Origin of the sequence: Kluyvera cryocrescens NBRC 102467 (assembly GCF_001571285.1) — a bacterium.
Classification (GTDB): domain Bacteria; phylum Pseudomonadota; class Gammaproteobacteria; order Enterobacterales; family Enterobacteriaceae; genus Kluyvera; species Kluyvera cryocrescens.
In genome coordinates, this window is record NZ_BCTM01000001.1 from 172,099 (window position 1) to 197,821 (window position 25,723).

At 54.1% G+C, this 25,723-nt stretch carries 26 protein-coding genes, 2 tRNA genes and 1 other annotated feature; of the genes, 13 read left to right on the forward strand and 15 right to left on the reverse strand.

All coding sequences use genetic code 11. The annotated features are described in order from the left end of the window. Positions 1-9: 9 nt before the first annotated feature. A complete protein-coding gene (locus tag KCR01S_RS00905) occupies positions 10-1,257 on the forward strand; it encodes an anaerobic sulfatase maturase (RefSeq protein WP_061279285.1) in 1,248 nt (415 codons plus the stop codon). Here the strand turns inward: KCR01S_RS00905 and KCR01S_RS23720 are convergent. The 4 genes from KCR01S_RS23720 to KCR01S_RS25865 all read right to left on the reverse strand — a co-directional run bounded on the left by KCR01S_RS23720 (position 1,248) and on the right by KCR01S_RS25865 (position 5,411). Then, the gene (locus KCR01S_RS23720; protein ID WP_072277051.1) at positions 1,248-2,912 is read right to left on the reverse strand and encodes an aryl-sulfate sulfotransferase; all 1,665 of its coding nucleotides are present in this window, start codon (positions 2,910-2,912) and stop codon (positions 1,248-1,250) included. The two genes, KCR01S_RS00905 and KCR01S_RS23720, sit on opposite strands and share 10 nt — an antisense overlap. 660 nt (positions 2,913-3,572) lie before the next feature. Next, positions 3,573-3,648: transfer RNA gene (locus KCR01S_RS00915), tRNA-Asn, on the reverse strand. Positions 3,649-3,789: 141 nt separating this feature from the next. Then, the gene (locus KCR01S_RS00920; RefSeq protein WP_061279287.1) at positions 3,790-5,256 is read right to left on the reverse strand and encodes an EmmdR/YeeO family multidrug/toxin efflux MATE transporter; all 1,467 of its coding nucleotides are present in this window, start codon (positions 5,254-5,256) and stop codon (positions 3,790-3,792) included. 83 nt (positions 5,257-5,339) lie between these two features. Beyond that, positions 5,340-5,411, reverse strand: a complete 72-nt coding sequence (locus tag KCR01S_RS25865) for a DUF5951 family protein (protein WP_373880260.1) — start codon at positions 5,409-5,411, stop codon at positions 5,340-5,342. Between the two features lie 6 nt (positions 5,412-5,417). Between KCR01S_RS25865 and KCR01S_RS00925 the strand changes: the two genes are divergently transcribed. Beyond that, a tRNA-Asn gene (locus KCR01S_RS00925) sits at positions 5,418-5,493 on the forward strand. Positions 5,494-5,531: 38 nt separating this feature from the next. Here KCR01S_RS00925 and KCR01S_RS00930 read toward each other — a convergent pair. Further along, the gene (locus tag KCR01S_RS00930) at positions 5,532-6,041 is read right to left on the reverse strand and encodes a hypothetical protein (RefSeq protein ID WP_146751544.1); all 510 of its coding nucleotides are present in this window, start codon (positions 6,039-6,041) and stop codon (positions 5,532-5,534) included. A gap of 175 nt (positions 6,042-6,216) precedes the next feature. Between KCR01S_RS00930 and KCR01S_RS00935 the strand changes: the two genes are divergently transcribed. Then, positions 6,217-7,107, forward strand: a complete 891-nt coding sequence (locus KCR01S_RS00935) for a LysR substrate-binding domain-containing protein (protein ID WP_061279289.1) — start codon at positions 6,217-6,219, stop codon at positions 7,105-7,107. A gap of 19 nt (positions 7,108-7,126) precedes the next feature. Here the strand turns inward: KCR01S_RS00935 and cobT are convergent, their stop codons facing one another. The 6 genes from cobT to dacD form a co-directional block, all read right to left on the reverse strand. Next, positions 7,127-8,179: a nicotinate-nucleotide--dimethylbenzimidazole phosphoribosyltransferase gene (gene cobT / locus KCR01S_RS00940; protein ID WP_061279290.1), complete on the reverse strand. Its 1,053-nt coding sequence runs from the start codon at positions 8,177-8,179 to the stop codon at positions 7,127-7,129. A 29-nt stretch (positions 8,180-8,208) separates the two neighbouring features. Next, positions 8,209-8,949 (reverse strand): adenosylcobinamide-GDP ribazoletransferase, encoded by a 741-nt coding sequence (cobS, locus tag KCR01S_RS00945; RefSeq protein WP_061279291.1) that lies wholly within the window; start codon positions 8,947-8,949, stop codon positions 8,209-8,211. Then, on the reverse strand, positions 8,946-9,491 hold the full coding sequence (cobU, locus tag KCR01S_RS00950) for a bifunctional adenosylcobinamide kinase/adenosylcobinamide-phosphate guanylyltransferase (protein ID WP_061279292.1): 546 nt from the start codon (positions 9,489-9,491) through the stop codon (positions 8,946-8,948). The genes cobS and cobU overlap by 4 nt, the downstream gene beginning before the upstream one ends. Before the next feature lie 110 nt (positions 9,492-9,601). Continuing rightward, a complete protein-coding gene (locus KCR01S_RS00955) occupies positions 9,602-9,922 on the reverse strand; it encodes a DUF496 family protein (RefSeq protein ID WP_035894853.1) in 321 nt (106 codons plus the stop codon). 201 nt (positions 9,923-10,123) lie between these two features. Beyond that, on the reverse strand, positions 10,124-11,182 hold the full coding sequence (locus KCR01S_RS00960; RefSeq protein WP_061279459.1) for an FUSC family protein: 1,059 nt from the start codon (positions 11,180-11,182) through the stop codon (positions 10,124-10,126). 200 nt (positions 11,183-11,382) lie between these two features. Beyond that, positions 11,383-12,549 carry a serine-type D-Ala-D-Ala carboxypeptidase DacD gene (gene dacD, locus KCR01S_RS00965; protein ID WP_061279460.1) on the reverse strand — a complete coding sequence of 389 codons (1,167 nt, stop codon included), beginning with the start codon at positions 12,547-12,549 and terminating at the stop codon, positions 11,383-11,385. 214 nt (positions 12,550-12,763) lie between these two features. On the opposite strand from dacD, the gene sbcB reads away from it, so the two are divergent. Next, the gene (gene sbcB / locus KCR01S_RS00970) at positions 12,764-14,188 is read left to right on the forward strand and encodes an exodeoxyribonuclease I (protein ID WP_061279293.1); all 1,425 of its coding nucleotides are present in this window, start codon (positions 12,764-12,766) and stop codon (positions 14,186-14,188) included. Between the two features lie 40 nt (positions 14,189-14,228). Here the strand turns inward: sbcB and tsuB are convergent, their stop codons facing one another. The 4 genes from tsuB to KCR01S_RS00990 all read right to left on the reverse strand — a co-directional run bounded on the left by tsuB (position 14,229) and on the right by KCR01S_RS00990 (position 18,235). After that, positions 14,229-14,453: a thiosulfate utilization sulfurtransferase TsuB/YeeD gene (gene tsuB, locus KCR01S_RS00975; RefSeq protein ID WP_061279294.1), complete on the reverse strand. Its 225-nt coding sequence runs from the start codon at positions 14,451-14,453 to the stop codon at positions 14,229-14,231. Between the two features lie 10 nt (positions 14,454-14,463). Continuing rightward, a complete protein-coding gene (gene tsuA, locus KCR01S_RS00980) occupies positions 14,464-15,519 on the reverse strand; it encodes a thiosulfate utilization transporter TsuA/YeeE (RefSeq protein ID WP_061279295.1) in 1,056 nt (351 codons plus the stop codon). 187 nt (positions 15,520-15,706) lie between these two features. Then, a complete protein-coding gene (locus KCR01S_RS00985) occupies positions 15,707-17,065 on the reverse strand; it encodes an APC family permease (RefSeq protein WP_052285277.1) in 1,359 nt (452 codons plus the stop codon). A gap of 348 nt (positions 17,066-17,413) precedes the next feature. After that, positions 17,414-18,235, reverse strand: coding sequence for an SDR family oxidoreductase (locus KCR01S_RS00990; protein WP_061279296.1), 822 nt, complete (start codon positions 18,233-18,235; stop codon positions 17,414-17,416). A 179-nt stretch (positions 18,236-18,414) separates the two neighbouring features. On the opposite strand from KCR01S_RS00990, the gene hisL reads away from it, so the two are divergent. The 9 genes from hisL (at position 18,415) to hisIE (ending at position 25,606) form a co-directional block, all read left to right on the forward strand. Then, positions 18,415-18,465 carry a his operon leader peptide gene (gene hisL, locus KCR01S_RS25020; protein WP_071594744.1) on the forward strand — a complete coding sequence of 17 codons (51 nt, stop codon included), beginning with the start codon at positions 18,415-18,417 and terminating at the stop codon, positions 18,463-18,465. Further along, positions 18,441-18,562 (forward strand) — a sequence feature (His leader region). (Overlaps the previous gene by 25 nt.) Before the next feature lie 34 nt (positions 18,563-18,596). Next, positions 18,597-19,496 (forward strand): ATP phosphoribosyltransferase, encoded by a 900-nt coding sequence (gene hisG / locus KCR01S_RS00995; protein WP_061279297.1) that lies wholly within the window; start codon positions 18,597-18,599, stop codon positions 19,494-19,496. 5 nt (positions 19,497-19,501) lie between these two features. Further along, the gene (gene hisD, locus KCR01S_RS01000; protein ID WP_061279298.1) at positions 19,502-20,806 is read left to right on the forward strand and encodes a histidinol dehydrogenase; all 1,305 of its coding nucleotides are present in this window, start codon (positions 19,502-19,504) and stop codon (positions 20,804-20,806) included. After that, the gene (gene hisC, locus KCR01S_RS01005) at positions 20,803-21,864 is read left to right on the forward strand and encodes a histidinol-phosphate transaminase (protein WP_061279299.1); all 1,062 of its coding nucleotides are present in this window, start codon (positions 20,803-20,805) and stop codon (positions 21,862-21,864) included. The genes hisD and hisC overlap by 4 nt, the downstream gene beginning before the upstream one ends. Beyond that, positions 21,861-22,928 (forward strand): bifunctional histidinol-phosphatase/imidazoleglycerol-phosphate dehydratase HisB, encoded by a 1,068-nt coding sequence (hisB, locus tag KCR01S_RS01010; protein ID WP_061279300.1) that lies wholly within the window; start codon positions 21,861-21,863, stop codon positions 22,926-22,928. Before hisC ends, hisB begins: the two co-directional genes overlap by 4 nt. Then, complete coding sequence (hisH, locus tag KCR01S_RS01015; protein ID WP_061279301.1) at positions 22,928-23,518, forward strand: imidazole glycerol phosphate synthase subunit HisH; 591 nt, start codon at positions 22,928-22,930, stop codon at positions 23,516-23,518. Before hisB ends, hisH begins: the two co-directional genes overlap by 1 nt. Then, a complete protein-coding gene (hisA, locus tag KCR01S_RS01020) occupies positions 23,518-24,255 on the forward strand; it encodes a 1-(5-phosphoribosyl)-5-[(5-phosphoribosylamino)methylideneamino]imidazole-4-carboxamide isomerase (RefSeq protein ID WP_061279302.1) in 738 nt (245 codons plus the stop codon). The genes hisH and hisA overlap by 1 nt, the downstream gene beginning before the upstream one ends. After that, positions 24,237-25,013 (forward strand): imidazole glycerol phosphate synthase subunit HisF, encoded by a 777-nt coding sequence (gene hisF, locus KCR01S_RS01025; protein WP_052285269.1) that lies wholly within the window; start codon positions 24,237-24,239, stop codon positions 25,011-25,013. The genes hisA and hisF overlap by 19 nt, the downstream gene beginning before the upstream one ends. Beyond that, positions 25,007-25,606 carry a bifunctional phosphoribosyl-AMP cyclohydrolase/phosphoribosyl-ATP diphosphatase HisIE gene (hisIE, locus tag KCR01S_RS01030; RefSeq protein WP_052285268.1) on the forward strand — a complete coding sequence of 200 codons (600 nt, stop codon included), beginning with the start codon at positions 25,007-25,009 and terminating at the stop codon, positions 25,604-25,606. Before hisF ends, hisIE begins: the two co-directional genes overlap by 7 nt. Positions 25,607-25,723: the final 117 nt, after the last annotated feature.

Consider the following 25,723-nt stretch of genomic DNA (forward strand, 5'->3'; position numbering starts at 1 on the left):
GGAGCAACCATGAGCAAACCTTTCCATTTAATGGCCAAGCCCGTCAGTTATCAGTGCAATATTGCCTGTGACTACTGTTTCTATCTGGAAAAAGAACAGGGGACGTTGAAACCTCGTAAGCCCGCTCGTCATATGGATGATGTCACCCTTGAAGCCTATGTTCGGCAGTACATTGAAGCCAACCCCGGTCTGGAAGTGGAATTCACCTGGCAAGGAGGCGAACCCACGCTTGCTGGTATTGCGTTTTATGAAAAAGCGCTACAGCTGCAGAGCAAATATGCAGGGAAAAAACGTATCACTAACAGCATACAGACCAACGGTGTACTGATTGATGAAGCATGGGCTGAATTTCTGGCGAAGAATAAGTTTCTAGTCGGGCTCTCTATTGATGGGCCAGCCTGGCTGCATAACCGCTACAGGAAAACCCGAAGTGGGCAGTCTGTTTTCAACAAAGTACTGCGAGCCATGAATTTGCTGAAGAAACACTATGTTGATGTGAATATTCTGACCGTAGTCAACAATGTCACCGCTGAACACCCACAGGAAATTTACGAGTATCTGACCCATGAGCTGAAGGCTGAATTTGTTCAGTTTATCCCAGCGGTCGAACAGCGTCCGGTTAACGAGAAATACGGCGAATTGCTCTATCCGCAGACACTTGTCGGCTCCGTCACAGAGTGGTCAGTCTCCGGGGAACAGTGGGGACGATTTATGACAGGAGTTTTTGACCAGTGGGTGCAAAGAGATGTGGGTCGGGTGTATGTGCAGATGTTTGACAGCGCGCTGGCGGCCTGGTTGGGTGAAAAACCATCGCTGTGTGTAATGCAGCCTTCCTGTGGTTTTGGCCTGGTGGTAGAGCAGGACGGTGACGTCTACAGCTGCGACCATTACGTCTATCCTGAACACCGCCTGGGAAATCTGCGGCGTGAAAGCCTGGCAAAAATGGCTGCCAGCAAACAGCAACGTAAATTTGGGCTTGCCAAAACAGAGGTGAGCGCAGAGTGCAAGCGTTGTGAGTGGCGGTTCACTTGCCATGGGGGATGCCCCAAGCACCGGATACACAGAATGGGTGAGCGCTGGCATAACCACCTGTGTACAGGTTATAAAGCGATATTCAGTCATCTCAACCCATACATGAGTTATATGGCCGAACAAATAAAAAATCAGCGCCCACCGGCTAACGTTATGCAGGTAGCAGCGTCTATTGCAGCCCGGAACAATCCTGCTCCGGGCTCAGTGGCATGTAATCAACCATAAATGGCTGACGGATACATCGTGGCTCTGATGGCCTTGAAGTTATAGAAAATGAAGTACGGGTAATCCTGCCAGGAGAATTCCATGGCCCAGATGACTTCGCGTGTTTCCTTCAGCACTTCATAGACGCAGACCGTCGGATTGATGGTGGCAACCGTGCCATCATTGTCCGGATCTCCCCAATGCGTTCCCACATTGATGCCAGCATCATCCAGACAGATTCCTCCGTGATTGACGAGATAAGTTGTGTCGTAATCACGAACGCTCCCGACATAAGAGCCATAACGCAGGCTTCCCATCTCATGACCAAATGTCCATGTACGTTGAATCGTCATTGCATTGGTATCAATGCGATAGCGCGAACATTCTGAGTAGTTTTCTGCAGCCGGTACCTGTAGAGCCGCAGCATAACTACGATAGTTACCATTATTAAAAATGATAATATCCGTCAGACCTGCTTCGGCAGGTTGATCAACTGGCAGTGTGACTGAGTGCTGACCCCAGTTCCAGAAATCAAGGTTTGCAGCCTTATCGCTGATGATGGATCCCTCGCTATCAAGCGGTGTCAGCAACTTCGACTGGTAAGTGTCTGCCCAGTTATCATGTGGCCCCATGATCCAGTTAATATCATCAATTGCCAATTTATGATCAAGGGCACCAGCGCTAGAGACGACTGAGAGAATGGTATCTTGGTGGCGGCCAGAAATAATCACGCTGTCCGTTGACGGATCGTAAATCGATCGATTGTTATGGAACCAGTCCTTTTCGTCAGTTGCTCCCTGAGCATTAACGTTAGGAACAGCCAGACGCGACACATCGAGAACTTCACGGAGGCGAAACTCACTGACATTTTCGGCTGATTCAGGATAGTTGATTACTGCGGTGACATCCATCACATAGTTATTCGGATGTTCGGGATCTTCTGTCGTGATCAATAACTGGCCATTATCAAGCTCGTACCAATCATGGTGCATTCTGGAATTCAACATAGTTTGTCGTACACAGCAACCTAGAATATCAACTTCACGTAATTCGAAGAAACCAAAGCTGAGCAGAAAATTACCATTTGATAGACGTTCAATATCTGACCATTCTGTATTGACATAATCTCCGGTTAGCAACCAGCGAATATTGCTCGATGAATCAATCCCCACAGGATAAGCCGATTGTGGGGCAATAAAAGTAAATCCGTCAGCCATTGCTGAGATATTTTTTTGATAATTGAACTGATTCGGCTCATGTAGAGTAGGAAGAAGAACAGAAGAAACAGGAAGTGGTGATGTTGTAACAGTATACTCTAGCGTCTGAGTTGTCTGGTCAGAAAAATTAAATGTAACTGTGACTATATTATCCATATCCGCATGTAATCCTGCTACAGGAATAAAGAGATTCTGTGCAAAACCATCCTTCGGATACATGAAACTGATATCACTTATGCCATCGGACCCAGCTATATCAACCTTAACTTGAGCCGCAACCTCGGTACGAATACATATCAACGCAGCAAGCGGATTACAGCGATAAGGATCAAGAATGATGAGCGGATTAGAGGCGTCAGGTAGTGTGTTGTTAAAATTATCCTGAATAGTCTGAGTTGTTACGTCGTGTTCAATTTTCAAATTACGAATAAGAATACCGGGTGCAGTTGCACTAACCATAATACACTCCTTGTTTACATTATCTGAAATATACACTCACACCAGAACGCCATCGTTCGGTATGATTTAATAACTCAACTTAACTTTTGCTGTATCAGGCCTGATAGGAACACCGTAGTTCAACCCAGGATTATAAATTTAACAATTAGTGCCTAGCGCATAGATGTTCTAATAAAAACAAATAACACTACTTCAATGGGGGGGGGTTAATAACTTCAGATTATACTTTGAATATATTTCATAGATATTAAACCATCCAACACCATATTCTATCGTTTATGATTATACATTCATTCGGTGATGTGAATAGCTACTGCCTCTGCTAGTAACCAACTATAACACTACCCCCCTAGTAGCCACTCACCAAAAATTGAATGGCACCACAAAAAAACTGAAAGATGGCTAGGGATATTGTGTTTTTAACGTAACAATAAATAAATTCACAATGGTTGTAGTGGAAAAATTCAGTTTTCGATGTAGCTAAAGATATGGACAACTTGATCAACTGATATTGCCTTATGCCAACCGCCTAAGGAACTCCCCAGGCAGCAGGCTGTTCACCGAACGGTCTGGTCTAGTGCCGCGTAGTGATTGTTCACATCTCGCAAATGAGGAACGCAGAAAAGCAAAAAGCCTGCTTAAAAGCAGGCTTTTTAAATTTGGCTCCTCTGACTGGACTCGAACCAGTGACATACGGATTAACAGTCCGCCGTTCTACCGACTGAACTACAGAGGAATCGTGTGAACGGGGCGAATATTAGCGAGGGGCACCCCACTTGTCAAAGCCTGTTTCGCACAAAATAATTCGTTTGTTGGTTTATTCTGCAATTCGCCTAAAAACCGTCTTCCGCTGCCGATTTTTACCACAATCAGGCCGTTATCCCTCATCCGTTTTTTTGGCCGGGGCGTACTTCCACGCCCAGCGGCCGGTAATCAAGCGGCGGTAGAACATCACTGCGCGGGTCGCCCAGTCGAGGAACATCCCCATCCAGACGCCCACGACGCCCCACCCTAAAACGATACCCAGTACGTAACCGACCACCACGCGACAGCCCCACATGCTCAGCATCGACACCCACATGGCGAAGCGCACATCGCGTGCACCTTTAAAGCCTGCCGGCAGCACCCAGGAGGCAGCCCAAATCGGCATAAAGGCGGCGTTCATCCACAGCAGTATTTTCACCACCTCTTTGACGTCCTGTTCCTGGGTATAAAATGAGGCGAACAGCCCGGCAAATGGCGCCGTGCCCCAGGCGATAAGAGTCAGAACGATGGTCGACATCCAGAAAACGTGTCGCAGCTGTCGTTCCGCTTGGGCCAGTTGGCCTGTCCCCAACCGCTTACCGGTAATAATGGTCGATGCGGCGCCGAGGGCGTTACCCGGCAGGTTAATTAGCGCGGCAACCGAGAAGGCGATAAAGTTGCCGGCAATCACATCGGTCCCCATCCCGGCAACGAACATCTGCGTTAACAGCTTGCCGCCGTTAAACAGCACCGATTCGATACTGGCCGGAATGCCAATGCCCATCACTTCCCAGATAATGGCGAAGTTCAGCGGTTTGAAGTAGCTTTTCAGCGGGATCCGCAGCGCTGGATTAAAGCCCACCATCAGCACAATAATGGTCACCACAGCGCCAATGTAGCGAGAGATGGTTAAGCCAAGACCGGCGCCCGCAAAACCCATCCCGTCCCACGAGAAAATCCCGTAAATCAAAATGCTGCTGATAATGATATTGAGGATGTTCATCCCGCCGTTGATCATCAGCGGGATCTTGGTATTCCCTGCCCCACGCAGCGCACCGCTACCGATAAGCGCAATCGCCGCGGCCGGGTAGCTCAGTACCGTGAGCTCGAGATAGGTCAACGCCAGCGCTTTGACCTCAGGACTGGCATCACCGGCGACAATATTGATGATCTCGGTACCGAAATAGTGGATCACCGCCGCCAGCACCACGGCGAACAGGGTCATGATCACCAGAGACTGACGAGCTGCCGCCCGCGCCTTGCGCCTGTCACGCTTGCCGAGGCTGAAGGCGACCACTACCGTGGTCCCCAGATCGATGGCCGCGAAAAAGGCCATCACCACCATGTTAAAGCTATCGGCCAGGCCAACGCCCGCCATTGCCTCTTTGCCCAACCAGCTCACCAGGAAGGTGCTGAGGACGCCCATCAACAGAACGCAGGTGTTTTCCAGAAAAATAGGTATCGCGAGGGGGGTAATTTCACGCCAGAAGAGCACTCGGTAGCTTTTGCGTTTTTTATACCAGGGCGTGCGTGAGACGGCCTGTCGTAGGGCGGCGGTGACGTTCAAAATGGGCCTTAGATCAGAAAGTTGAAACCACATTTCAAATGATGATGGAGAAATGCTGATCCTGCAAAACATTTTTCCTTAATTTTTGTTGGGATTCGCGACAAATTGTTGATGGATTAGGCAAATACATCACATGAGGGCAATTGATGTTTGACAAAAATTTTTTCGCCGCTAAGATACGACTCCACACCGATTCCTCTGTAGTTCAGTCGGTAGAACGGCGGACTGTTAATCCGTATGTCACTGGTTCGAGTCCAGTCAGAGGAGCCAAATTTGAAAAGCCTGCTTTTAAGCAGGCTTTTTGCTTTCTAGCGTTCCTCATTTTCCGCGATACCAACAATCAGCACGCCGAGCAGCGCCAGATCGATTGGCAAAGCCAGCGCGAAGCAAAACCGTTCGATACCCGACGCGGAAAATAAAGTAATCAGCGATATCGTCGCCAGCGTCAACGCACTTGCCACGGCGACAAGCGCCCACTCCCGGGTCGTCAACGTTTTTACCAGGCTGCCTCGCGTCATGCCCGAGCCCAAGCCACTAAGGAGAATGCCGGGCCACAGGTGAACGTCCCCCTGCCCACTCAGCAACGCTAACAGCATCAGCAGCCCACCGAAAGCCGATAGCCATAAGCCATAGCGCATGGTGGACAGGCGGCCTCTCATGGCGTGCAGTGGCCAGCGTAACAGCGCTACGCCTACGGCAAATGCGCAAAGCATCATCAGCAATAGACCGCCACCTACGCCAGGCCCCGCAAAGGCAACCGCAACGGCAGCCATCGCAATCATCATACTCAGCGTGATAACGCGCACTCTGTTGCCCACAGAATGTCCCGTTTTCGCCACAGCGGGCTCGATACATAAACTCATCGTTAACACCTCAAATAGTGAGAAATGATGAGATAATTTCATTTCTCTGTTTACATGCCGACAGCCTATCTCTTGTATAATCGATGACTCAAACTCATAGTTTTCAGCAATAGATGAAATAAACTCAGCCATGAAAAAAATACGTCTACCGCCGCTTGGCGCACTGCGCGCCTTTCACGCCGTCGCCGGCTGCCGCAGTTTTAAGCAGGCCGCAGAAACGTTGGGGGTCAGCGCCACGGCGGTGAGTCATCAGATAAAATTGCTGGAATCGGTGCTGGACTGTCGGGTCTGCGAGCGCAGCGCTCAGGGCGTAACGTTGACGGAAAGCGGAGAAATTCTGTATGCCGGAACCCAGCGGGCATTTGCAGCATTGGAAGAGGCCACTTTGCAAGTCGCTCGTCAGCAACAACCGCCTGCGCTAACGATAACCACCACTTCCAACTTCCTGACCCACTGGCTGGTGCCAAGGCTGGCTGATTTCAAAACCCAATTTCCGACAATCGACCTGCGATTGCACACCAGCGTTGAGCGTGTTGATTTGACCCAGCGCAGCGTAGACGTCGCCATCCGCTATCGCGAGACCCCGGAAGCTGAATTGCACTGCACGCTACTGCATGAGGACCGCTTTATTGTGGTCGCCAGCCCGACGCTAGCGCTATCGCGGATTGAAGATCTACGCAACGTGACGCTGTTTCACGTCGAAAACCGCCATGTCCCTGCTGCGGAGCCAAACTGGGAGCACTGGCAAAAGCGCTATGGACCAGAGGGGTTGAACGTTAACGCGGGACTGACTTTTAGCGATGAAACGCACGCGCTACAGGCTGCCGTGGCAGGACAAGGAGTGGTGATTGCCAGCGAACTGCTGGCGCGGGATCTGTTAAAACGCGGGGTGCTAACGGCACCGTTTACGGCATCATTGCCCGGGGCCAACTATTATCTGGTCAGTACATTCGATAACGCGCAGCGCGAAGATATTGCAGCGCTGAAAGAATGGCTGTTACGGCAGATGGCCGGAGGCTAGCTCCGGCACATCCCATTGATCAAACAGGTAGCACAATATTGCTGCCCGCCAGCGTTCCCATACGGTTATGCATCGCGCAGGCTGACTCAACAATGTGCATCGCCATCGCCGCACCGCTGCCTTCACCCAGACGCATCTCCATGTTCAGGTACGGCACCAGATCCAAATGCTCCAGCGCAATCCGCGCCCCTTTCTCCGCCGAATAGTGGGAAGGAATGAGGTAAGGTTTCACGCCTGGCGCAATCCGGCAGGCCGCCAGCGCCGATGCATAGGAAAGGAATCCATCAAGCACCACCGGCAGGCCGCAGGAGGCGGCGCCGAGCATCACGCCGGTCATCCCAAGCAGATCAAAGCCCCCTACTTTCGCCAGCACATCAAGACCGTCATTGGCATCAGGCTGGTTTAGCGCAATAGCACGGCGGACAACATCCACTTTATGATGCAGCCGATCGTGCGGCAGATTGGCGCCAATACCGACGACGGCTTCCGGGTCGGTGCCGGTCAGTACGCTTACCACGGCGGCGGCCGGCGTGGTGTTGGCCATCCCCAGTTCACCCACGCCGAAGAGCGTCACGCCCTGCTGCGCCAGGCTGCGGGTATAGTTCATGGTCGCCAAAAGCAGAGACTGCGCCTGTTCAGCGCTCATTGCTGCCGTTTTGGCAATATTACCGCTGCCGCGCGCCACTTTCATGTCGATAAGGCCCGGAATCGGATCGGCATCGATGCCCACGTCAATCACATGAACCTGCGCCCCCGCCTGCGCCGCCAGCACGCAAACGCCGGTGTTGTGGCGGGTCATATTGGCGGCCTGAATGGCGGTTACCACCTGCGGCGACACCGCTACGCCCTCATGCCAAACGCCGTGGTCGGCGCACATCACCAGAATGGCTTTGTTATCCACCTGCGGCACGCCATGTAGCCCCGGCATTCCCGCCAGTTGAACCGCCAGCGACTCCAGACGCCCAAGGCTACCGGTAGGTTTCAGTAATCCATCAATATGCTGCTGCGCGCGCGCCATCGCGACGCTGTCTACGTCGGGAATTGCCGCCAGTAATGAAGCCAGTGTTTGCATTATTCTTATCCGTTTTGTTTAACGCTGGCTTACAAAAGCGCCAGCAAGAAGATCACTTCACCCAATTCGATCCCGGCACCCAGCGTGTCGCCGGTTTGTCCGCCCAACGTCCGTTTCAGCAGTTGGCCAATAATGAAGACACCAACAAACGCCACCAGCAGCGCGCGCAGACCGTGCACTCCCAGCAGGGCAGTCACCAGCGCGCCGCCAATGACCAACGTCAGCCAGGTCTGGCGGAAGGTGATTTTGCCGATGAATAGGTTCCCCAGCCCCTCTTCGCGGGCATAGCGGTGGCGATACATCAGCAGTACCGAAGCCGAACGCCCGGCGATACAGGTCGCGGCAATCGCCGCCAGCATTGGCGTGTCGCGCAGCGCCAGTTCGCTCATTGCCAGCACTTTAGCCAGCAGGACAAAAATCAGCGCCAGCCCGCCGTGGGTACCAAGCCGACTGTCTCGCATAATTTCCAGCATCTTCTCACGCCGACGCGCCGAGAAAATACCATCGCAGGTGTCTGCCAGGCCATCAAGATGGAAGCCCCCGGTCAGCAGCGCCAGCGCCAGGACAGCGAAGAATGCGGCCAGCGGAATACCGCACCACGCCTGAACGATCATAAAGACCAGCCCGCTTATCGCCCCCAGCAGCAGGCCAATGACCGGAAAGGTGATCACGCCGCTGACGTAGCGGTCCAGATCCAACCCCTGCGACCAGCGCTGCGGCACCGGTAGACGACTCATAAAGGAAAGCGTGGCAAAGAACAGTCGACTCATTTTATTTTGACTCCAATCCCTGATACCACCAGCCAGACGTCATCTGCCGCCTGCGCCAGCTTTTGGTTCACTCGCCCGGCAATATCGCGGAAATGCCGGGCCAGACGATTCTCGGGCACAATGCCCATTCCCACTTCATTGGTCACTAGCACAACCGGCGACGGACACTGCCGACAGGCCGCAATTAGCGCATCGATTTCCCGGTTGACCATGCTTTCCAGCGCGGCGAAATCCCAGCGTTCAATCTCCTCTTCATTGCCTGAGGCGAACAGGATATTGGTGATAAGCGTGGTAATACACTCCAGCAAAATCGCTTCCTGGGGATCGTTTTGTGGGGTGATGATGTCGGCAAGATGTTGCCAGCGTTCTTCGGTGTGCCAGTGGGCAGGACGGCTGTCCCGGTGGTGCTGGATGCGTTCGGCCATTTCGGCATCAAAAATTTGCGAAGTGGCGATATAACGGACCCGGGGAAAATGGCTGATTAAGGATTCTGCGTGACGGCTTTTTCCACTTCTCGCGCCGCCGGTCACCAGTATCATAATTGCGTGTCCTGATGTTGCTGCATGGTTCGCAATGTCACTTGAAGGTGGAGGATTCTGAATAGATATCGGTAAGTTCGGGCGGTGACGGCGTCACCACCCGCTCATGACGGTTACTCGCCTTTCTGCTCGCCCATCACTTTCAGTTTTTTAGAGATGTCGCGACGTTCTTTCGACAGCTCAGCATTTTTGATGATGTAGTCATCAACGCGATCTTCATAGTCGCCCTTCATGCTAGCGATAATGCCCTGAATCGCTTCTACGCTCATGCCTGGCTTGATGTAGTCGCTGAGGTTGTCCAGCAGCAGAACGCGTTTCTGGTTGTCACGGATCTTTTTCTCAACGTCCTGAATTTCACGTTGCAGCTTGTTCTTACGACGGAACAAACGTACGAACTCTAGTACGTCCTGAAACGACGGTTTCGTGGTTTCCATTTTTATACCCCTGATAGTTGATACTCGGATTCGTTAAAACAACGGCTACACGTTAAGGTACACATTACTGATCTACCCTTCAACCTGTATGAATTGGCGTAGCAGCGTTGTAGCAAACAATCATTTTTGCTTTGGCTTCATCATAACCCTAAACACAGCTGAATCGAAACAACCCGGCGTAAAAGTGCGTGTATCTGCCGTTTATTTACGCAATGCACGGCACATCAGACTCGACAACAACTCCAGCTGGCGCGCCAGCTCCATGCTTAACCAAACGTAGCCGTGGATCGGCGTTTCCGACAGATTTTCGCCTTTGTATTCATTCACCAGTTGGCGCAGCTCGGCGGCAATATCGTTAAGTTTTTCACTGTTGGCTTTAATTGGCTGCGGGTTTCCCTCGTACAGCGCGTGGGCGATAGCCAGCAGCGTTTGCTGCGTCATCATTTGGGTTTCACGCAGCGTATGCGCGTTAAGCATCAGCAGATGACTCGGGCGCGTGGCCCAGTGGGCGTTGATCTGCAGCTCCAGCATACAAACCAGATTACGGCTGACCGTTTGGATGGCTTCGAAAATGCCTTTATGGATATGCGTCTCTTTGCTAGCCGGGGTAATCAGGCCGCGCATTTTTACCACGTCGTTGAGCACCTTTTGCAGATGCTTCTCCAGCCGCGGGCGCTCAATCAGGTTAGGTGAAAGCCCTGCCTGGTAGATGCGGTTAAACTGGGTGACGAAGGTCGCCATTTGTATACGCCAGTGGATAAACGCCCGCTGCGGCCAGATACCGGTAAACAGCATCGCCAGCAGACAGCCGAAGATGACGTCACCGCTTCGCCACAACGCGGTGGTCATATCGCCCGGTGGCGCACCGACAACCACGCCTAAGGTGATGCCAATCAGCAGCGCCTGATACGGTTTTTTACCCAGCGCCAGCCAGCCGCAGAGGAACATCGCCCCGGCGCACCAGATGAGCATCAACGGCAGCGAAATCAGCTCCAGCTTCAGCGCCACCAGCCCCAGCGCGGAGCCGAGGACGGTACCACCAATACGCTGGAACGCTCGCGGTACCACATTGCCCCAAAAAGAGATCGGCCCCATCACCACCACCAGCGTAATCAGTGGCCAGGAACCTTCCGGAATGTGTAGCAGACGGACGATCAGAAAAGTCAGAACGAAGGCTAACGCAATCCGCGCACCGTGAACGGTACGGTAATTGCGATACAAGCGAATTTCAAAAGGGCTGAGTGACTTATCCGGGCGCACACCCATTCTCCGACAAAACGAAAGCGTGAATTGTACCTGCTCGCACAGGCGACCACCACCGCAATAAAACGTCCCCTTGAGGGTAACACCGTGAGTTTAAGATTGAGATACCCGGGGCGACCGCCGGGAACCAAATCCCGGCGTTTCCCCTAATCACTTTGCTTAAGTGAACGGTGTGACCCTGGATGGGGTCTTAATAATTATGCTTTATGATGCAAATAATCGCTCAGACGGGAGAACATACCGCCTTTGCCAACGCTTTCCAGCGTCACCAGCGGCCACTGGGCCACCACTTTATTACCATCAAGAAGTTGGATTTCACCCACGCGCTGATGCGCGGCAATCGGTGCATCGAGCTCTTTCTTATCCAGCACGTATTTGGCTTTGATATTAGGTACTTCGGCTTTTGGCAGCGCCAACCAGAAATCCTGATCGGTGCCGAGATCAATGTGCTCTTTATCGCCGTACCAAATACGCTCGGTGCCTACCTTCTTGCCGTTTTTAAGGATCTGCACGGTATCGAAGTTTTGCTGGCCCCAGTGCAATAATTTGCGTGCCTGCTCTTCGCGGCCTTTCGCGCTGTCCGCGCCCATCACCACCGCAATCAAGCGACGCTGACCATCGACGGCAGAGGCGATCAGGTTAAAGCCGGCCCCCGAGGTGTGGCCGGTTTTCAGGCCATCGATATTCATGGTTTTATCCCACAGCAGGCCGTTACGGTTCTGCTGGGTGATGCCATTCCACGTCAGGCTCTTTTCGCTATACATGTGGTAGAACTCAGGCTCGCCGTGAATGATGGCGCGGGAAAGTACCGCCAGATCGTAGGCGGAGCTATGCTGCCCCGGCGCATCCAGACCGTGTACCGTCTCAAAATGGGTATCGCGCAGATTCAGTGTTTCTACATAGTGATTCATCATTTTGACGAACTGCGGTTGGCCGCCCGCAACATAATCCGCCAGCGCCACGCAGGCATCGTTACCGGAGTCGACAATCAGGCCGCGGCTAAGATCGCGAACCGTCAGGCGGTCGCCGGCTTTGAGGAACATCAACGATGAACCATTAAACACGGGGTTGCCTGCGGCCCATGCGTCGCGCCCCACGGTGACCATGTCATCCGGCGTGATATGGTGGCTATCAATAGCGCGGTCAACGACGTAGCCGGTCATGAGCTTGGTCAGACTGGCGGGGTTACGCTGTTGATGTTCATTACCTGCGGTTAAAATCTGCCCGGTGGTGTAATCCATTAATACCCATGAACCGGCCTGAATGGCTGGCGGGGTGACGGAAGGGATCGTGGATTCATCAGCAAATGCACACGAAACGCTCGAAGCGAGCAAAGAGACTGCAATAAGAAAACGGGCTTTCAACGGTAAATCCTCAACATTCACAAATTCGTCGTCCTTTTTACGGAAGTTCGTGCTTTCTGGCAGGCTTAAATTGCAAGAAAATATGACATGCATCTAATTACACACGAAAAAACGCTCTGCGCGATCGCTTCCAGATCCCATGACTGCCCTTCTGATGCTGGGCTAAATCGTTTACCATGGGCATCAAACGCCATACACGGACACAGTTAACGCCATGCAAGAGACTTCCAGCGCGCCGGGATTCCTGTTTCACGACTATGAAACTTTCGGAACCAGCCCGTCCCTCGACCGACCCGCGCAGTTCGCTGCCATTCGAACCGACAATGACTTCAACATCATCGGCGAGCCTGAGGTCTTTTACTGCAAACCCGCCGATGATTATCTGCCCCAACCGGAAGCGGTGTTGATAACCGGTATCACGCCGCAGGAAGCTCGCGCGAAAGGCGACAATGAAGCGGCCTTTGCCAAACGCATCCACGATATTTTTACCGTGCCCGAAACCTGCGTGGTGGGCTATAACAACGTCCGCTTCGATGATGAAGTGACGCGTAATATCTTCTATCGTAATTTTTACGATCCGTATGCCTGGAGCTGGCAAAACCGTAATTCGCGCTGGGATCTGCTGGACGTGATGCGTGCCTGCTATGCGCTGCGCCCGGAAGGGATCAACTGGCCGGAAAACGAAGACGGCCTGCCGAGCTTCCGTCTGGAGCATTTAACTCGCGCCAACGGCATTGAACACAGTAATGCTCACGATGCGATGGCCGACGTCTATGCCACCATTGCCATGGCTAAGTTGGTAAAAGCTCAGCAGCCCAAGCTGTTCGATTATCTTTATGCCTATCGCGGCAAAAATAAATTGATGACGCTGATTGATGTGCCGCAGATGAAGCCGTTGGTTCACGTCTCCGGTATGTTTGGCGCCTGGCGCGGTAATACCAGCTGGGTCGCCCCGCTGGCCTGGCACCCGGATAATCGCAATGCGGTGATCATGGTCGACCTGGCCGGGGACGTTGCGCCGCTCCTCGAGCTGGATGCCGACGCACTCCGTGAACGGCTGTACACCCCAAAAGCCGAGCTTGGCGATAACTCACCGGTGCCTATCAAACTGGTGCATCTTAATAAGTGTCCGGTGCTGGCGCAGGCCAACACGCTGCGTCCGGAAGATGCTGACCGGCTGGGCATTAACCGCCAGCAGTGCCTGGATAATTTAAAACTGCTGCGTGAAAACCCGGTGGTGCGCGAGAAAGTGGTGGCAATTTTCGCCGAAGCCGAGCCGTTTGTGCCATCTGATAACGTCGATGCTCAGCTGTATAACGGCTTCTTTAGCGATGCTGACCGCACGGCAATGAAGATTGTGCTGGAGACCGAGCCGCGCAACCTGCCGGCGCTGGATATCACTTTTGCCGATAACCGCATCGAGAAACTGCTGTTTAACTATCGGGCGCGTAATTACCCGGGTACGCTCGACGAAAATGAGCAACAGCGTTGGCTGGAGCATCGTCGGCAGATCTTTACGCCAGAGTTTTTGCAGGCCTACGCTCAGGAACTGGAGATGCTTTACGGGCAGTACGAAGGGGATAACGAGAAGCTGTCACTGCTGAAGGCGCTGTATCAGTACGCGCAGGAGATCGTCTAAAACCACAAAGCCTCGCACATCGGTGCGAGGCTTTTCATCACTATTTTTGTACGGTGATGGTCCAGGCCGCATCGCCGGACTGCTGATAGTCCGTTACGGTGAAGCCCTCTTCCGCTGCCCACTGGGGAATCGCTTCCGTCGCCTGGGTGCAGTCAAATTCAATCACCAGTTGATCACCGCTGGCCAGTTCCGCCATTGCTGATTTCGCTTCGATTAATGGAAACGGGCAAACCTGCGTCACCACATCCAGTTTTTTTACAACCATGTTTAGCTCCTTAAGCCGTGGCGGATTTCAGTTTGGCTTTCCGCTGCGGGCGAACATACAACATCCACGAGGCGCTCCACACGCCGAGGATCATAAAGACGAGGCCAATCCAGCCCTGCCAGGTCATCATCGCCGTCATCACCAGGCCGTTGCCGATAGAGCAACCGCCTGCGATGCTGGCGCCAAAGCCCATCAGGACACCGCCACCGGCACTACGCAGGGTGGTGCTAGCGTCAGCTGCGCGCACGCGGAATTCACGGCTCGCCTTCGCGGCAATGAATGAACCAATGAAAATGCCCAGCACCAGGAAGACGCCCCAGTTGAGGTATTTACTGTCACCACCCACCAGGAACTGCAGGATGTTGGCGGTTGGCGAAGTAATGCCGAGACCAAACATACGGCCGGTGGCTTCACTCAGCGGCCACGCCAGCAGTGCGATAAGCCCAATCAGCACGGCAGTCACAAACGGATGCCAGCGCTTCTCAAACAGCAGATGCGCAAGCCCACTTCGACGCGGTGGCAGCGTTGCCACTTTCAGCTTCGGCTTGCTCAGCTCTTTGCGTACCAGCCACAGCGTCGCCACGATCAACAGGGCAATAATCGGCCAGACGGAGATATTCAGCGTTTCGGCGATACCGTTATGCGCGGTCGTGTGCTCGCCGAGGAATTTATTCAGCCCAGCGGCGTGCGGTGAGCGCATTACGGCGCTCATCACCATGTAAGTCACCAGCGCAATCCAGCTACCGATTAGGCCTTCACCGGCGCGATACCAGGTGCCTGTGGCGCAGCCGCCGGCGTAGACGATACCGATGCCAAACACAAAGCCCCCCACCACGGTGCCCAGCCACGGAAATGCGCCCGCGTCATACTGCACTACGCCGAACTGAATCAGGGCGAAAACACCCACGCTTTGAATACAAATCGCAATCAGTAGCGCATAAAACATGCGGTTGTTTTTGGTAATGTACATATCGCGGAAGCCACCCGTCAGGCAGAAGCGACCGCGCTGCATAACAAATCCCAGCAAGGCTCCGCAGATGATCCCGCTTATTATCATGTGCAACATAAAATCAATTAACCCAATATTATCAGTCTTAAAATTATTCCTGACCGCGACTGTCGGCTCCAATAACCAAAAGCTCTATATTATTCCCGATGGTTATTACTGCTTGTTTTTTAATTGCTCACGATATTAACGGCGAAAAAAAACCGGAGGCCTTAGCCTCCGGTTTTCAATCAATATCAAACGATATTTAGGCGATGTCTTCGTACTGTGGAACCGGGTTGCGGAAACGCTTGGTCACGCATGCCAGGTATACCAGGCCGATGGTTCCCCAAATCAGGCCGAGAACCATGGAGCTCTGCTCCAGGTTGACCCACAGTGCGCCAACCGTCAGCGCGCCACAGCTTGGCAGCACCAGATAGTTAATGTGGTCTTTCAGCGTCTTGTTGCGCTTCTCACGGATCCAGAACTGCGAGATCACGGAGAGGTTAACGAAGGTAAACGCAACCAGCGCACCAAAGTTAATCAGCGCAGTCGCGGTGACCAGGTCGAATTTAATCGCCAGCAGCGCAATCGCCCCCACCAGCAGTACGTTGAACGCTGGGGTACGCCACTTCGGATGAATGTAGCCGAAGAAGCTGGTTGGGAACACGCCATCACGCCCCATCACGTACATCAGACGAGATACGCCCGCATGTGCCGCCATACCGGATGCCAGTACGGTGACGCTGGAGAAGATCAGCACGCCCCACTGGAAGGTTTTGCCCGCTACGTACAGCATGATTTCAGGCTGAGACGCGTCCGGATCTTTAAAGCGGGTGATATCCGGGAAGTACAGCTGCAGGAAGTAAGATGCCCCAATGAACACCATACCGCCGATCAGCGCGGTCAGGAAAATCGCACGCGGGATCACGCGCTCTGCGTCTTTGGTCTCTTCAGACAAAGAAGAGATACCGTCGAAGCCGAGGAACGAGAAGCACAGAATCGTCGCACCGGTAATCATTGGCACGACGTGCGCGCCGTCAGACCAGAATGGACGGGTGCTTGCCAGCGTACCGGCGCCTTCACCGTGCATAATGCCATAAATGATCAGGCCAACGATGACCGCCACAATACCCATCTGCAGAACCACGATCAGGGTATTGAAGTTGGCGACCGCCTTGATGCTGCGCAGGTTAGACACGGTCATAAAGCCGACCAGTGCAACCACGAAGATCCATGACGGAACGGAAGGCATCAGCGCTTCAAAGTAAATTTTCGCCAGCAGAATGTTGATCATCGGCATGAACAGGTAGTCCAGCAGAGATGACCAGCCCACCATAAAGCCAACGACCGGGCTAATGGATTTCTGAGCGTAGGTATACGCAGAGCCAGCAGACGGGAAACGGCGAACCAGTTTACCGTAGCTCAGCGCTGTAAAGAGAATCGCGATCAGCGCGAAGGCATAAGCCGTTGCGACGTGACCGTCAGTGAGGCCTGATACGATACCGAACGTATCGAACAGCGTCATTGGCTGCATATAGGCTAAGCCCATCATGACAACCGGAATCAGCGTAAGCGTTTTACGCAATTCCACGCGAGAGGTGTTTGGAGTAACGTTATTTGACACGGTCAGTCTCCATTACGGCGATGGCCGGCGCAAAAAAGAAAAATTGCCCCATTTTTTTTCTGTTTCCTCAGCGACAACAACTGTCGTTTTTTAAGTAAATATCTATCCGGTACGAAGCCCGGCCTCTTTTATTGGATGGTTGTTTTGATGTAAAAAAAATAACCGACGCGGCAAGCACGTCGGTTAATCTCAATTTTTTACATTCGACATATTTTGCACCAAACGGAAGCAAAAACACAAGCGAATGCGAACATAATCGGAGCCATTACTCATCTAAATGGCTGATAAACAGGCAATCGCCAAATCGTAAACTTCAGCAATAGCACTATTTGCTAAAGCAGATGGCGTTTACTCCATCGGCATACGCAGCGGATCGGGATATTGATACTCAAATCCCAGCTCATGACAGATGCGATTACCGTCGATGATTTTGCCCTGCCCTTTGCCGCTATCGCTAAACAGCGGTACCGCCAAACCAAGCTCCCGCGCCATTTGCGGGTAAAAAATACGCCGCGCCGGATGCTCTGGCGCGCAGATGTTATAGATGTGTCCACCCTTCGGCGCCTGAAGCAACAGCGTAATAGCAGAAATCACATCTTCAAGATGGACCAGATTGACGCCGTGCTGACCATCCGGCGCCGACTTGCCGGCAAAGAAACGCCCTGGATGACGCCCAGGCCCCACAAGCCCAGCCAGACGCAGAATATCCACCGACGTGCCCGGAAGCTGATGCAACCAATCTTCCAACTCTTTAAGCACCATTCCGCTAGCCGTCACCGGCACCCGCGGCGTGCTCTCTTTCACCGTCCCTTCTTCTTTACCGTAGACAGACGTGGAGCTGGTAAAGATGATGCGCGGAATATGGTGTGCCAGCGCGGAATCAACAATTTCCTGTACGGCCTGATGATAAAAATCCTCACCCTCGCCGCTGCGGCGCGCCGGAAGCGTTATCACCAGCGCATCAACATTCATTAAGGCATCAAGATCGTCCGCCTCGCACACCAGCTGCGGATCCAAACGAAGCGGATAGCTTTCAATACCGCACATTCGCGCGGCTTCTACGCCATCTTCCGTCGTTTTACTGCCGGTAACATGCCAGCCACGCGCCATCAATGACAGCGCCAGCGGCATACCCAGCCACCCTAAACCGACAATTGCCACTTTCTTCATTGCGCTATCTCCTGATTCTTGCCGCACTCCTCTTACTAAGGCTACGCCACCGCGCCAAAACTGACAATTTATAGTCGCAACATGAATAGATTTAATGAATGAAAAAAGCGCTTGCCTTCAACGACAAAAGTGGTTTAGGTTAAAAGACATCAAGTGAATAGTCATTCAACGAGAATTTTATGAGCCGCGTTCAATTTAAACACCACCATCATCACCATCACCCTGACTAGTCTTTCAGGCGATGTGTGCTGGGAGACATTCAGATCTTCCAGTGGTGCAAGAACGCAAGAGAGCCCCCGGAAGATCATCTTCCGGGGGCTTTTTTTTGAACCAAATTCAGCAGGGTAATAAGGAAAACAGAATGTTAGATAACAGCCGTTTACGCATAGCTATTCAGAAATCAGGTCGCCTTAGCGATGATTCACGCGAATTACTCGCCCGTTGTGGTATTAAAATCAATCTCCACACCCAGCGTCTGATTGCGATGGCGGAGAACATGCCTATCGATATCCTGCGCGTTCGCGATGACGATATCCCAGGCCTGATTATGGACGGCGTGGTTGATCTCGGCATCATTGGTGAAAACGTTCTCGAAGAAGAGCTGCTGAGCCGCCGCGCTCAGGGCGAAGATCCGCGCTACTTCACGCTGCGTCGTCTGGACTTTGGCGGCTGCCGCCTGTCATTAGCCACCCCGGCCGATGAAGCGTGGGATGGCCCCGCCGCGCTCGACGGCAAACGTATCGCCACCTCTTATCCGCACCTGCTCAAACGTTATCTCGACCAAAAAGGCATCTCCTTTAAATCCTGCCTGCTGAATGGTTCGGTTGAAGTTGCCCCACGTGCCGGTCTGGCGGACGCCATCTGCGATCTGGTCTCTACCGGCGCAACCCTCGAAGCAAACGGCCTGCGTGAAGTCGAAGTCATGTTCCGTTCTAAAGCTTGCCTGATTCAGCGTGACGGCGAAATGAGCGATGCGAAACAGCAGCTGGTCGATCGCCTGCTGACCCGTATTCAGGGTGTGATTCAGGCTCGCGAGTCAAAATACATCATGATGCACGCGCCGACCGAACGTCTGGATGAAGTGATTGCCCTGCTGCCAGGCGCTGAACGCCCAACCATCCTGCCGCTGGCTGGCGATCAGCAGCGCGTAGCCATGCACATGGTGAGCAGCGAAACCCTGTTCTGGGAAACCATGGAAAAACTCAAAGCCCTGGGTGCCAGCTCTATTCTGGTGCTGCCAATTGAGAAGATGATGGAGTAAGTGCCATGAGCTTCAATACCCTGATTGACTGGAACCGCTGTAGCCCCGAAGAGCAGCAGGCGCTGTTAATGCGCCCGGCGATCTCCGCTTCCGACAGCATCACTCGCACGGTCGCTGAGATCCTCGACAACGTTAAAAACAATGGCGATAAAGCCCTGCGCGAGTACAGCGCCAAATTTGATAAGACCGAAGTCGGCGCTTTACAGGTCACTGCCGAAGAGATCCAGCAGGCCAGCGATCGTTTGAGCGATGAGCTTAAACAGGCGATGCAGGCGGCGGTACGTAATATCGATACCTTCCACAAGGCGCAGATCCTGCCGCCGGTGGATATCGAAACTCAGCCGGGTGTGCGCTGCCAGCAGGTGACTCGCCCGATTGCTTCCGTTGGCCTCTATATTCCTGGCGGTTCGGCGCCGCTGTTCTCGACGGTATTGATGCTCGCCACTCCAGCCCGGATTGCCGGCTGTAAAAAAGTGGTGCTCTGTTCACCGCCGCCAATTGCCGATGAAATTCTCTATGCCGCACAGCTGTGCGGCGTGAAAGAGGTGTTTAACGTCGGTGGCGCGCAGGCGATTGCCGCGCTGGCACTCGGCACCGAATCCATTCCTAAGGTCGATAAAATCTTTGGGCCTGGCAACGCGTATGTTACCGAAGCCAAACGCCAGGTCAGCCAGCGCCTCGACGGTGCGGCAATTGATATGCCTGCGGGCCCATCAGAAGTGCTGGTTATTGCCGACAGCGGAGCAACGCCGGACTTTATCGCCTCCGACCTGCTGTCGCAGGCCGAACATGGCCCAGACTCACAGGTTATTCTGCTGACCCCGGACGCACAGATTGCCGCCGGCGTTGCTGAAGCCGTTGAACGTCAGCTCGCCGAGCTGTCACGCGCCGACACCGCGCGCCAAGCGCTCTCCGCCAGCCGTTTAATCGTGGCCAACGATCTGGCGCAATGTATTGAAATCTCCAATGCCTACGGCCCGGAACACCTGATCATTCAGACCCGCAACGCGCGCGAACTGGTCGACGATATTACCAGCGCCGGTTCTGTGTTCCTCGGCGATTGGTCGCCAGAATCGGCGGGGGACTATGCCTCGGGCACCAACCACGTTCTGCCGACCTATGGCTACACGGCAACCTGTTCCAGCCTCGGGCTGGCGGACTTCCAGAAACGGATGACCGTTCAGGAATTATCCCGCGAAGGCTTCTCCGCCCTTGCCGCCACTATTGAAACGCTGGCCGCGGCCGAGCTGCTGACCGCCCACAAAAATGCCGTTACCCTGCGCGTTAACGCCCTGAAGGAGCAAGCATGAGCATTGAACAGTTAGCCCGCGATAACGTTCGCGCCCTGACCCCTTATCAGTCTGCACGCCGTCTGGGAGGTAAAGGTGACGTCTGGCTGAATGCCAATGAATACCCAACCGCGGTACCGTTTGAGTTAAGCCAGCAGACGCTGAACCGCTATCCGGAATGTCAGCCAAAAGCGGTGATTGAAAACTACGCCGCCTACGCGGGCGTGAAGCCAGAGCAGGTGCTGGTCAGCCGCGGTGCAGATGAAGGGATCGAGCTGCTGGTTCGCGCCTTCTGCGAGCCGGGGCGCGATGCGGTGCTGTTCTGTCCGCCGACCTACGGCATGTACAGCGTCAGCGCTGAAACCATCGGCGTTGAGTGCCGCACTGTACCCGCCAAAGCCGACTGGCAGTTGGATTTGCCGGCCATTGCAGACAGCCTCACCGACGTTAAAGTGGTGTACGTGTGCAGCCCAAACAACCCGACCGGGCAGATTATTAATCCACAGGACTTCCGCACTCTGCTGGAGATGACCCGCGATAAAGCGCTGGTTGTGGCCGACGAGGCCTATATTGAATTTTGCCCGCAGGCGACGCTTGCCGGCTGGCTGGCCGAATACCCTAATCTGGTGATTCTGCGTACGCTGTCTAAAGCCTTTGCTCTGGCAGGGCTGCGCTGCGGCTTTACCCTGGCGAACGAAGAGGTGATCGCGCTATTAATGAAGGTGATTGCTCCTTACCCGCTCTCGACGCCGGTTGCCGATATCGCCGCCCAGGCGCTTAGCGCGCAGGGAATTGCCGCCATGCGCCAACGCGTTAGCCAAATTCTTGATGAACGTCAGTACCTGGTGGAGGCGCTGCGCACTATCGACTGCGTCGAACAGGTATTTGATTCCGAGACCAACTACGTACTGGCTCGTATCAAAGCCTCCAGCAGCGTATTTAAATCTTTATGGGATCAAGGCATTATCTTACGTGACCAGAATAAACAACCATCTTTAAGCGGCTGTTTGCGCATCACTATCGGCACTCGTGAAGAGAGCCAGCGCGTGATTGACGCTTTGAAAGCGGAGACCGTATGACCCAGAAGTTTCTCTTTATCGATCGTGATGGCACCCTGATTTCCGAGCCTCCGAGTGACTATCAGGTAGACCGTTTTGACAAGCTGGCCTTCGAGCCGGACGCCATTCCGGTGCTGCTGAAGCTGCAAAAAGCCGGTTACAAACTGGTGATGATCACCAATCAGGATGGCTTGGGCACCGCGAGTTTCCCGCAGGCCGATTTCGATGGCCCGCACAACCTGATGATGCAGATCTTCACCTCCCAGGGCGTTGCCTTTGATGATGTGCTGATTTGCCCGCACCTGCCGGCGGACAACTGCGCATGCCGTAAACCGAAAACGCAGTTGGTCACCGCCTGGCTGGCTAATGAAGTGATGGATACCGCCAACAGCTATGTGATTGGCGATCGTCTCACCGATGTCGAGCTGGCGGCCAACATGGGCATCACCGGCCTGCAGTACCATCGCGAGACCCTGAACTGGGCGGCGATTGGCGAGCAGCTCACCCGCCGCGATCGCTATGCGCGCATCGAACGGAATACGCGCGAAACGCAGATTGACGTCGAAGTGTGGCTCGACCGCGAAGGCGGCAGCAAAATCAACACCGGCGTCGGTTTCTTCGATCATATGCTCGACCAGATTGCCACCCACGGCGGCTTCCGCATGAACATTACCGTGAAGGGCGATCTCTATATTGACGATCACCACACGGTAGAAGATACCGGTCTGGCGCTGGGCGAGGCGCTAAAAGTGGCGCTGGGTGACAAACGCGGTATCAACCGTTTTGGCTTCGTCCTGCCAATGGACGAGTGCCTGGCCCGCTGCGCGCTGGATATTTCCGGCCGCCCGCACCTGGAATATAAAGCCGAGTTTACCTATCAGCGCGTCGGCGATCTGAGCACCGAGATGATTGAGCACTTCTTCCGCTCACTCTCTTACACCATGGGCGTGACGCTGCACCTGAAAACCAAAGGCAAAAACGATCACCACCGCGTGGAAAGCCTGTTTAAAGTCTTTGGCCGCACGCTGCGCCAGGCGATTCGCGTGGACGGCGATACCCTTCCCTCCTCAAAAGGAGTGCTGTGATGAACGTGGTTGTCCTCGATACCGGCTGCGCCAACCTCAACTCGGTAAAGTCGGCGATTGCCCGCCACGGCTACGAGCCGGTGGTCAGCCGCGAGCCGGAAGTGGTGCTGCGCGCCGACAAACTGTTTTTACCCGGCGTGGGGACCGCACAAGCCGCCATGGATCAGCTGCGCGAACGTGAGCTGGTTGAGCTGATTAAAGCCTGCACTCAGCCGGTACTGGGCATTTGCCTCGGTATGCAGTTGCTCGGCCGCCGCAGCGAAGAGACGCATGGCGTTGACCTGCTGGGGATCATCGACCAGGACGTACCGAAGATGGCCGATTTCGGCCTACCGCTACCGCACATGGGCTGGAACCGCGTCTACCCGAAGGCCGGCGATCGTCTGTTCCGCGGCATTGAGGACGGCGCCTACTTCTACTTCGTCCACAGCTACGCGATGCCGGTTAACGAGTACACCATCGCCCAATGCCACTACGGCGAACCGTTCACCGCCGCCGTGCAGAAAGATAACTTTTACGGCGTGCAGTTCCACCCGGAGCGCTCAGGCGCGGCGGGTGCGCAACTGCTGAAAAACTTCCTGGAGATGTAATGATCATTCCTGCTTTAGATTTGATTAACGGCACCGTGGTGCGTCTCCATCAGGGAGATTACGGCCAGCAGCGCGACTACGGAACCGATCCGCTACCGCGCCTGCAGGATTACGCGGCGCAGGGTGCTGAAGTACTGCACCTGGTGGATTTAACCGGTGCCAAAGATCCGGCCCAACGCCAGATCCCTTTGCTGAAAACGCTGGTCGCCGGCGTGAACGTCCCGGTACAGGTTGGCGGCGGCGTCCGTACGGAAGAAGACGTGGCAGCATTGCTGGAGGCTGGCGTGGCGCGAGTGGTCGTCGGTTCAACGGCGGTGAAATCACCGGACGTAGTCAAAGGCTGGTTTAAGCGCTTTGGTGCAGAACACCTGGTGCTGGCGCTGGATGTGCGCATTGATGACAACGGCACCAAACAGGTGGCGGTGAGTGGCTGGCAGGAAAACTCCGGCGTCACCCTGGAAGAACTGGTTGAAACCTATCTGCCAGTTGGGCTCCAGCACGTACTGTGCACCGATATCTCCCGTGACGGGACGCTGGCCGGTTCCAACGTGTCGCTGTACGAAGAGGTCTGCGCACGCTACCCGCAGGTGGCGTTCCAGTCCTCCGGTGGCATTGGCGACCTTAACGACATTGCCGCCCTACGCGGTACCGGGGTACGCGGCGTGATTGTCGGACGCGCGCTGCTGGAAGGTAAATTCAACGTAACGGAGGCCATCCAATGCTGGCAAAACGGATAATTCCTTGTCTCGATGTGCGTGATGGTCAGGTCGTTAAAGGGGTGCAGTTCCGCAACCACGAAATTATTGGCGATATCGTGCCGCTGGCCAAACGCTACGCCGATGAAGGCGCAGATGAGCTGGTGTTCTACGATATCACCGCCTCCAGCGACGGCCGCGTGGTCGATAAAAGCTGGGTTTCTCGCGTGGCCGAAGTTATTGATATCCCGTTCTGCGTTGCCGGTGGTATCAAATCCATCGATGATGCAGCGCGTATTCTCTCATTCGGCGCCGATAAAATTTCGATCAACTCCCCGGCGCTGGCCGACCCAGAGCTGATCACCCGCCTGGCGGATCGTTTTGGCGTGCAGTGCATTGTGGTGGGGATTGATACCTGGTTTGATGCCGATACGGGCAAGTATCACGTCAACCAATACACCGGCGATGAAAGCCGCACCCGCGTGACTCAGTGGGAAACCCTCGACTGGGTACAGGAAGTGCAGAAGCGCGGCGCGGGCGAAATCGTCCTCAACATGATGAACCAGGACGGCGTGCGTAACGGCTACGACCTTGAGCAATTAAAGAAAGTGCGCGACGTTTGCCGCGTGCCGCTTATCGCCTCTGGCGGTGCGGGAACGATGGAACACTTCCTCGAAGCCTTCCGCGACGCCAACGTCGACGGCGCGCTGGCGGCTTCGGTATTCCACAAGCAAATTATTAATATTGGCGAACTAAAAGCGTACCTGGCAGCACAGGGCGTGGAGATACGGGTATGTTAACTGAACAACTGGACTGGGAAAAAACCGACGGACTGATGCCCGCCATTATCCAACATGCGGTTTCCGGCGAAGTGTTAATGCTGGGTTATATGAATCAGGACGCGCTGGCTAAAACCCAGGAGTCCGGCAAAGTCACCTTTTACTCACGCACTAAACAGCGTCTGTGGACCAAAGGTGAAACCTCTGGCAACTTCTTAAACGTGGTTAGCATCGCGCCGGACTGCGACAACGATACTCTGCTGGTGCTGGTTAACCCCATTGGCCCAACCTGCCACAAAGGCACCTCCAGCTGCTTTGGCGATACCAGCCACCAATGGCTGTTCCTCTATCAGCTAGAGCAACTGCTCGCCGAGCGCAAAACCGCCGACCCGGCAAGTTCCTATACCGCCAAACTGTACGCCAGCGGCACCAAGCGCATTGCGCAGAAAGTGGGTGAAGAAGGCGTGGAAACCGCGCTGGCGGCAACGGTACACGATAAGTTTGAACTGAAAAACGAAGCCTCGGATCTGATGTATCACCTGCTGGTGCTGCTCCAGGACCAGGAGCTGGATTTAACGACGGTCATCGAAAACCTGCGCGAACGTCACCAGTAATCCCCCAGTAAACCCGGCCAGCAAGCCGGGTTTTTCGCTTTATGCCCTTCCCCGATTAGCTTAATGACCGATTACGATTATATTTTTTTGCGCACAGACGGTATCATCGCGCCTAAA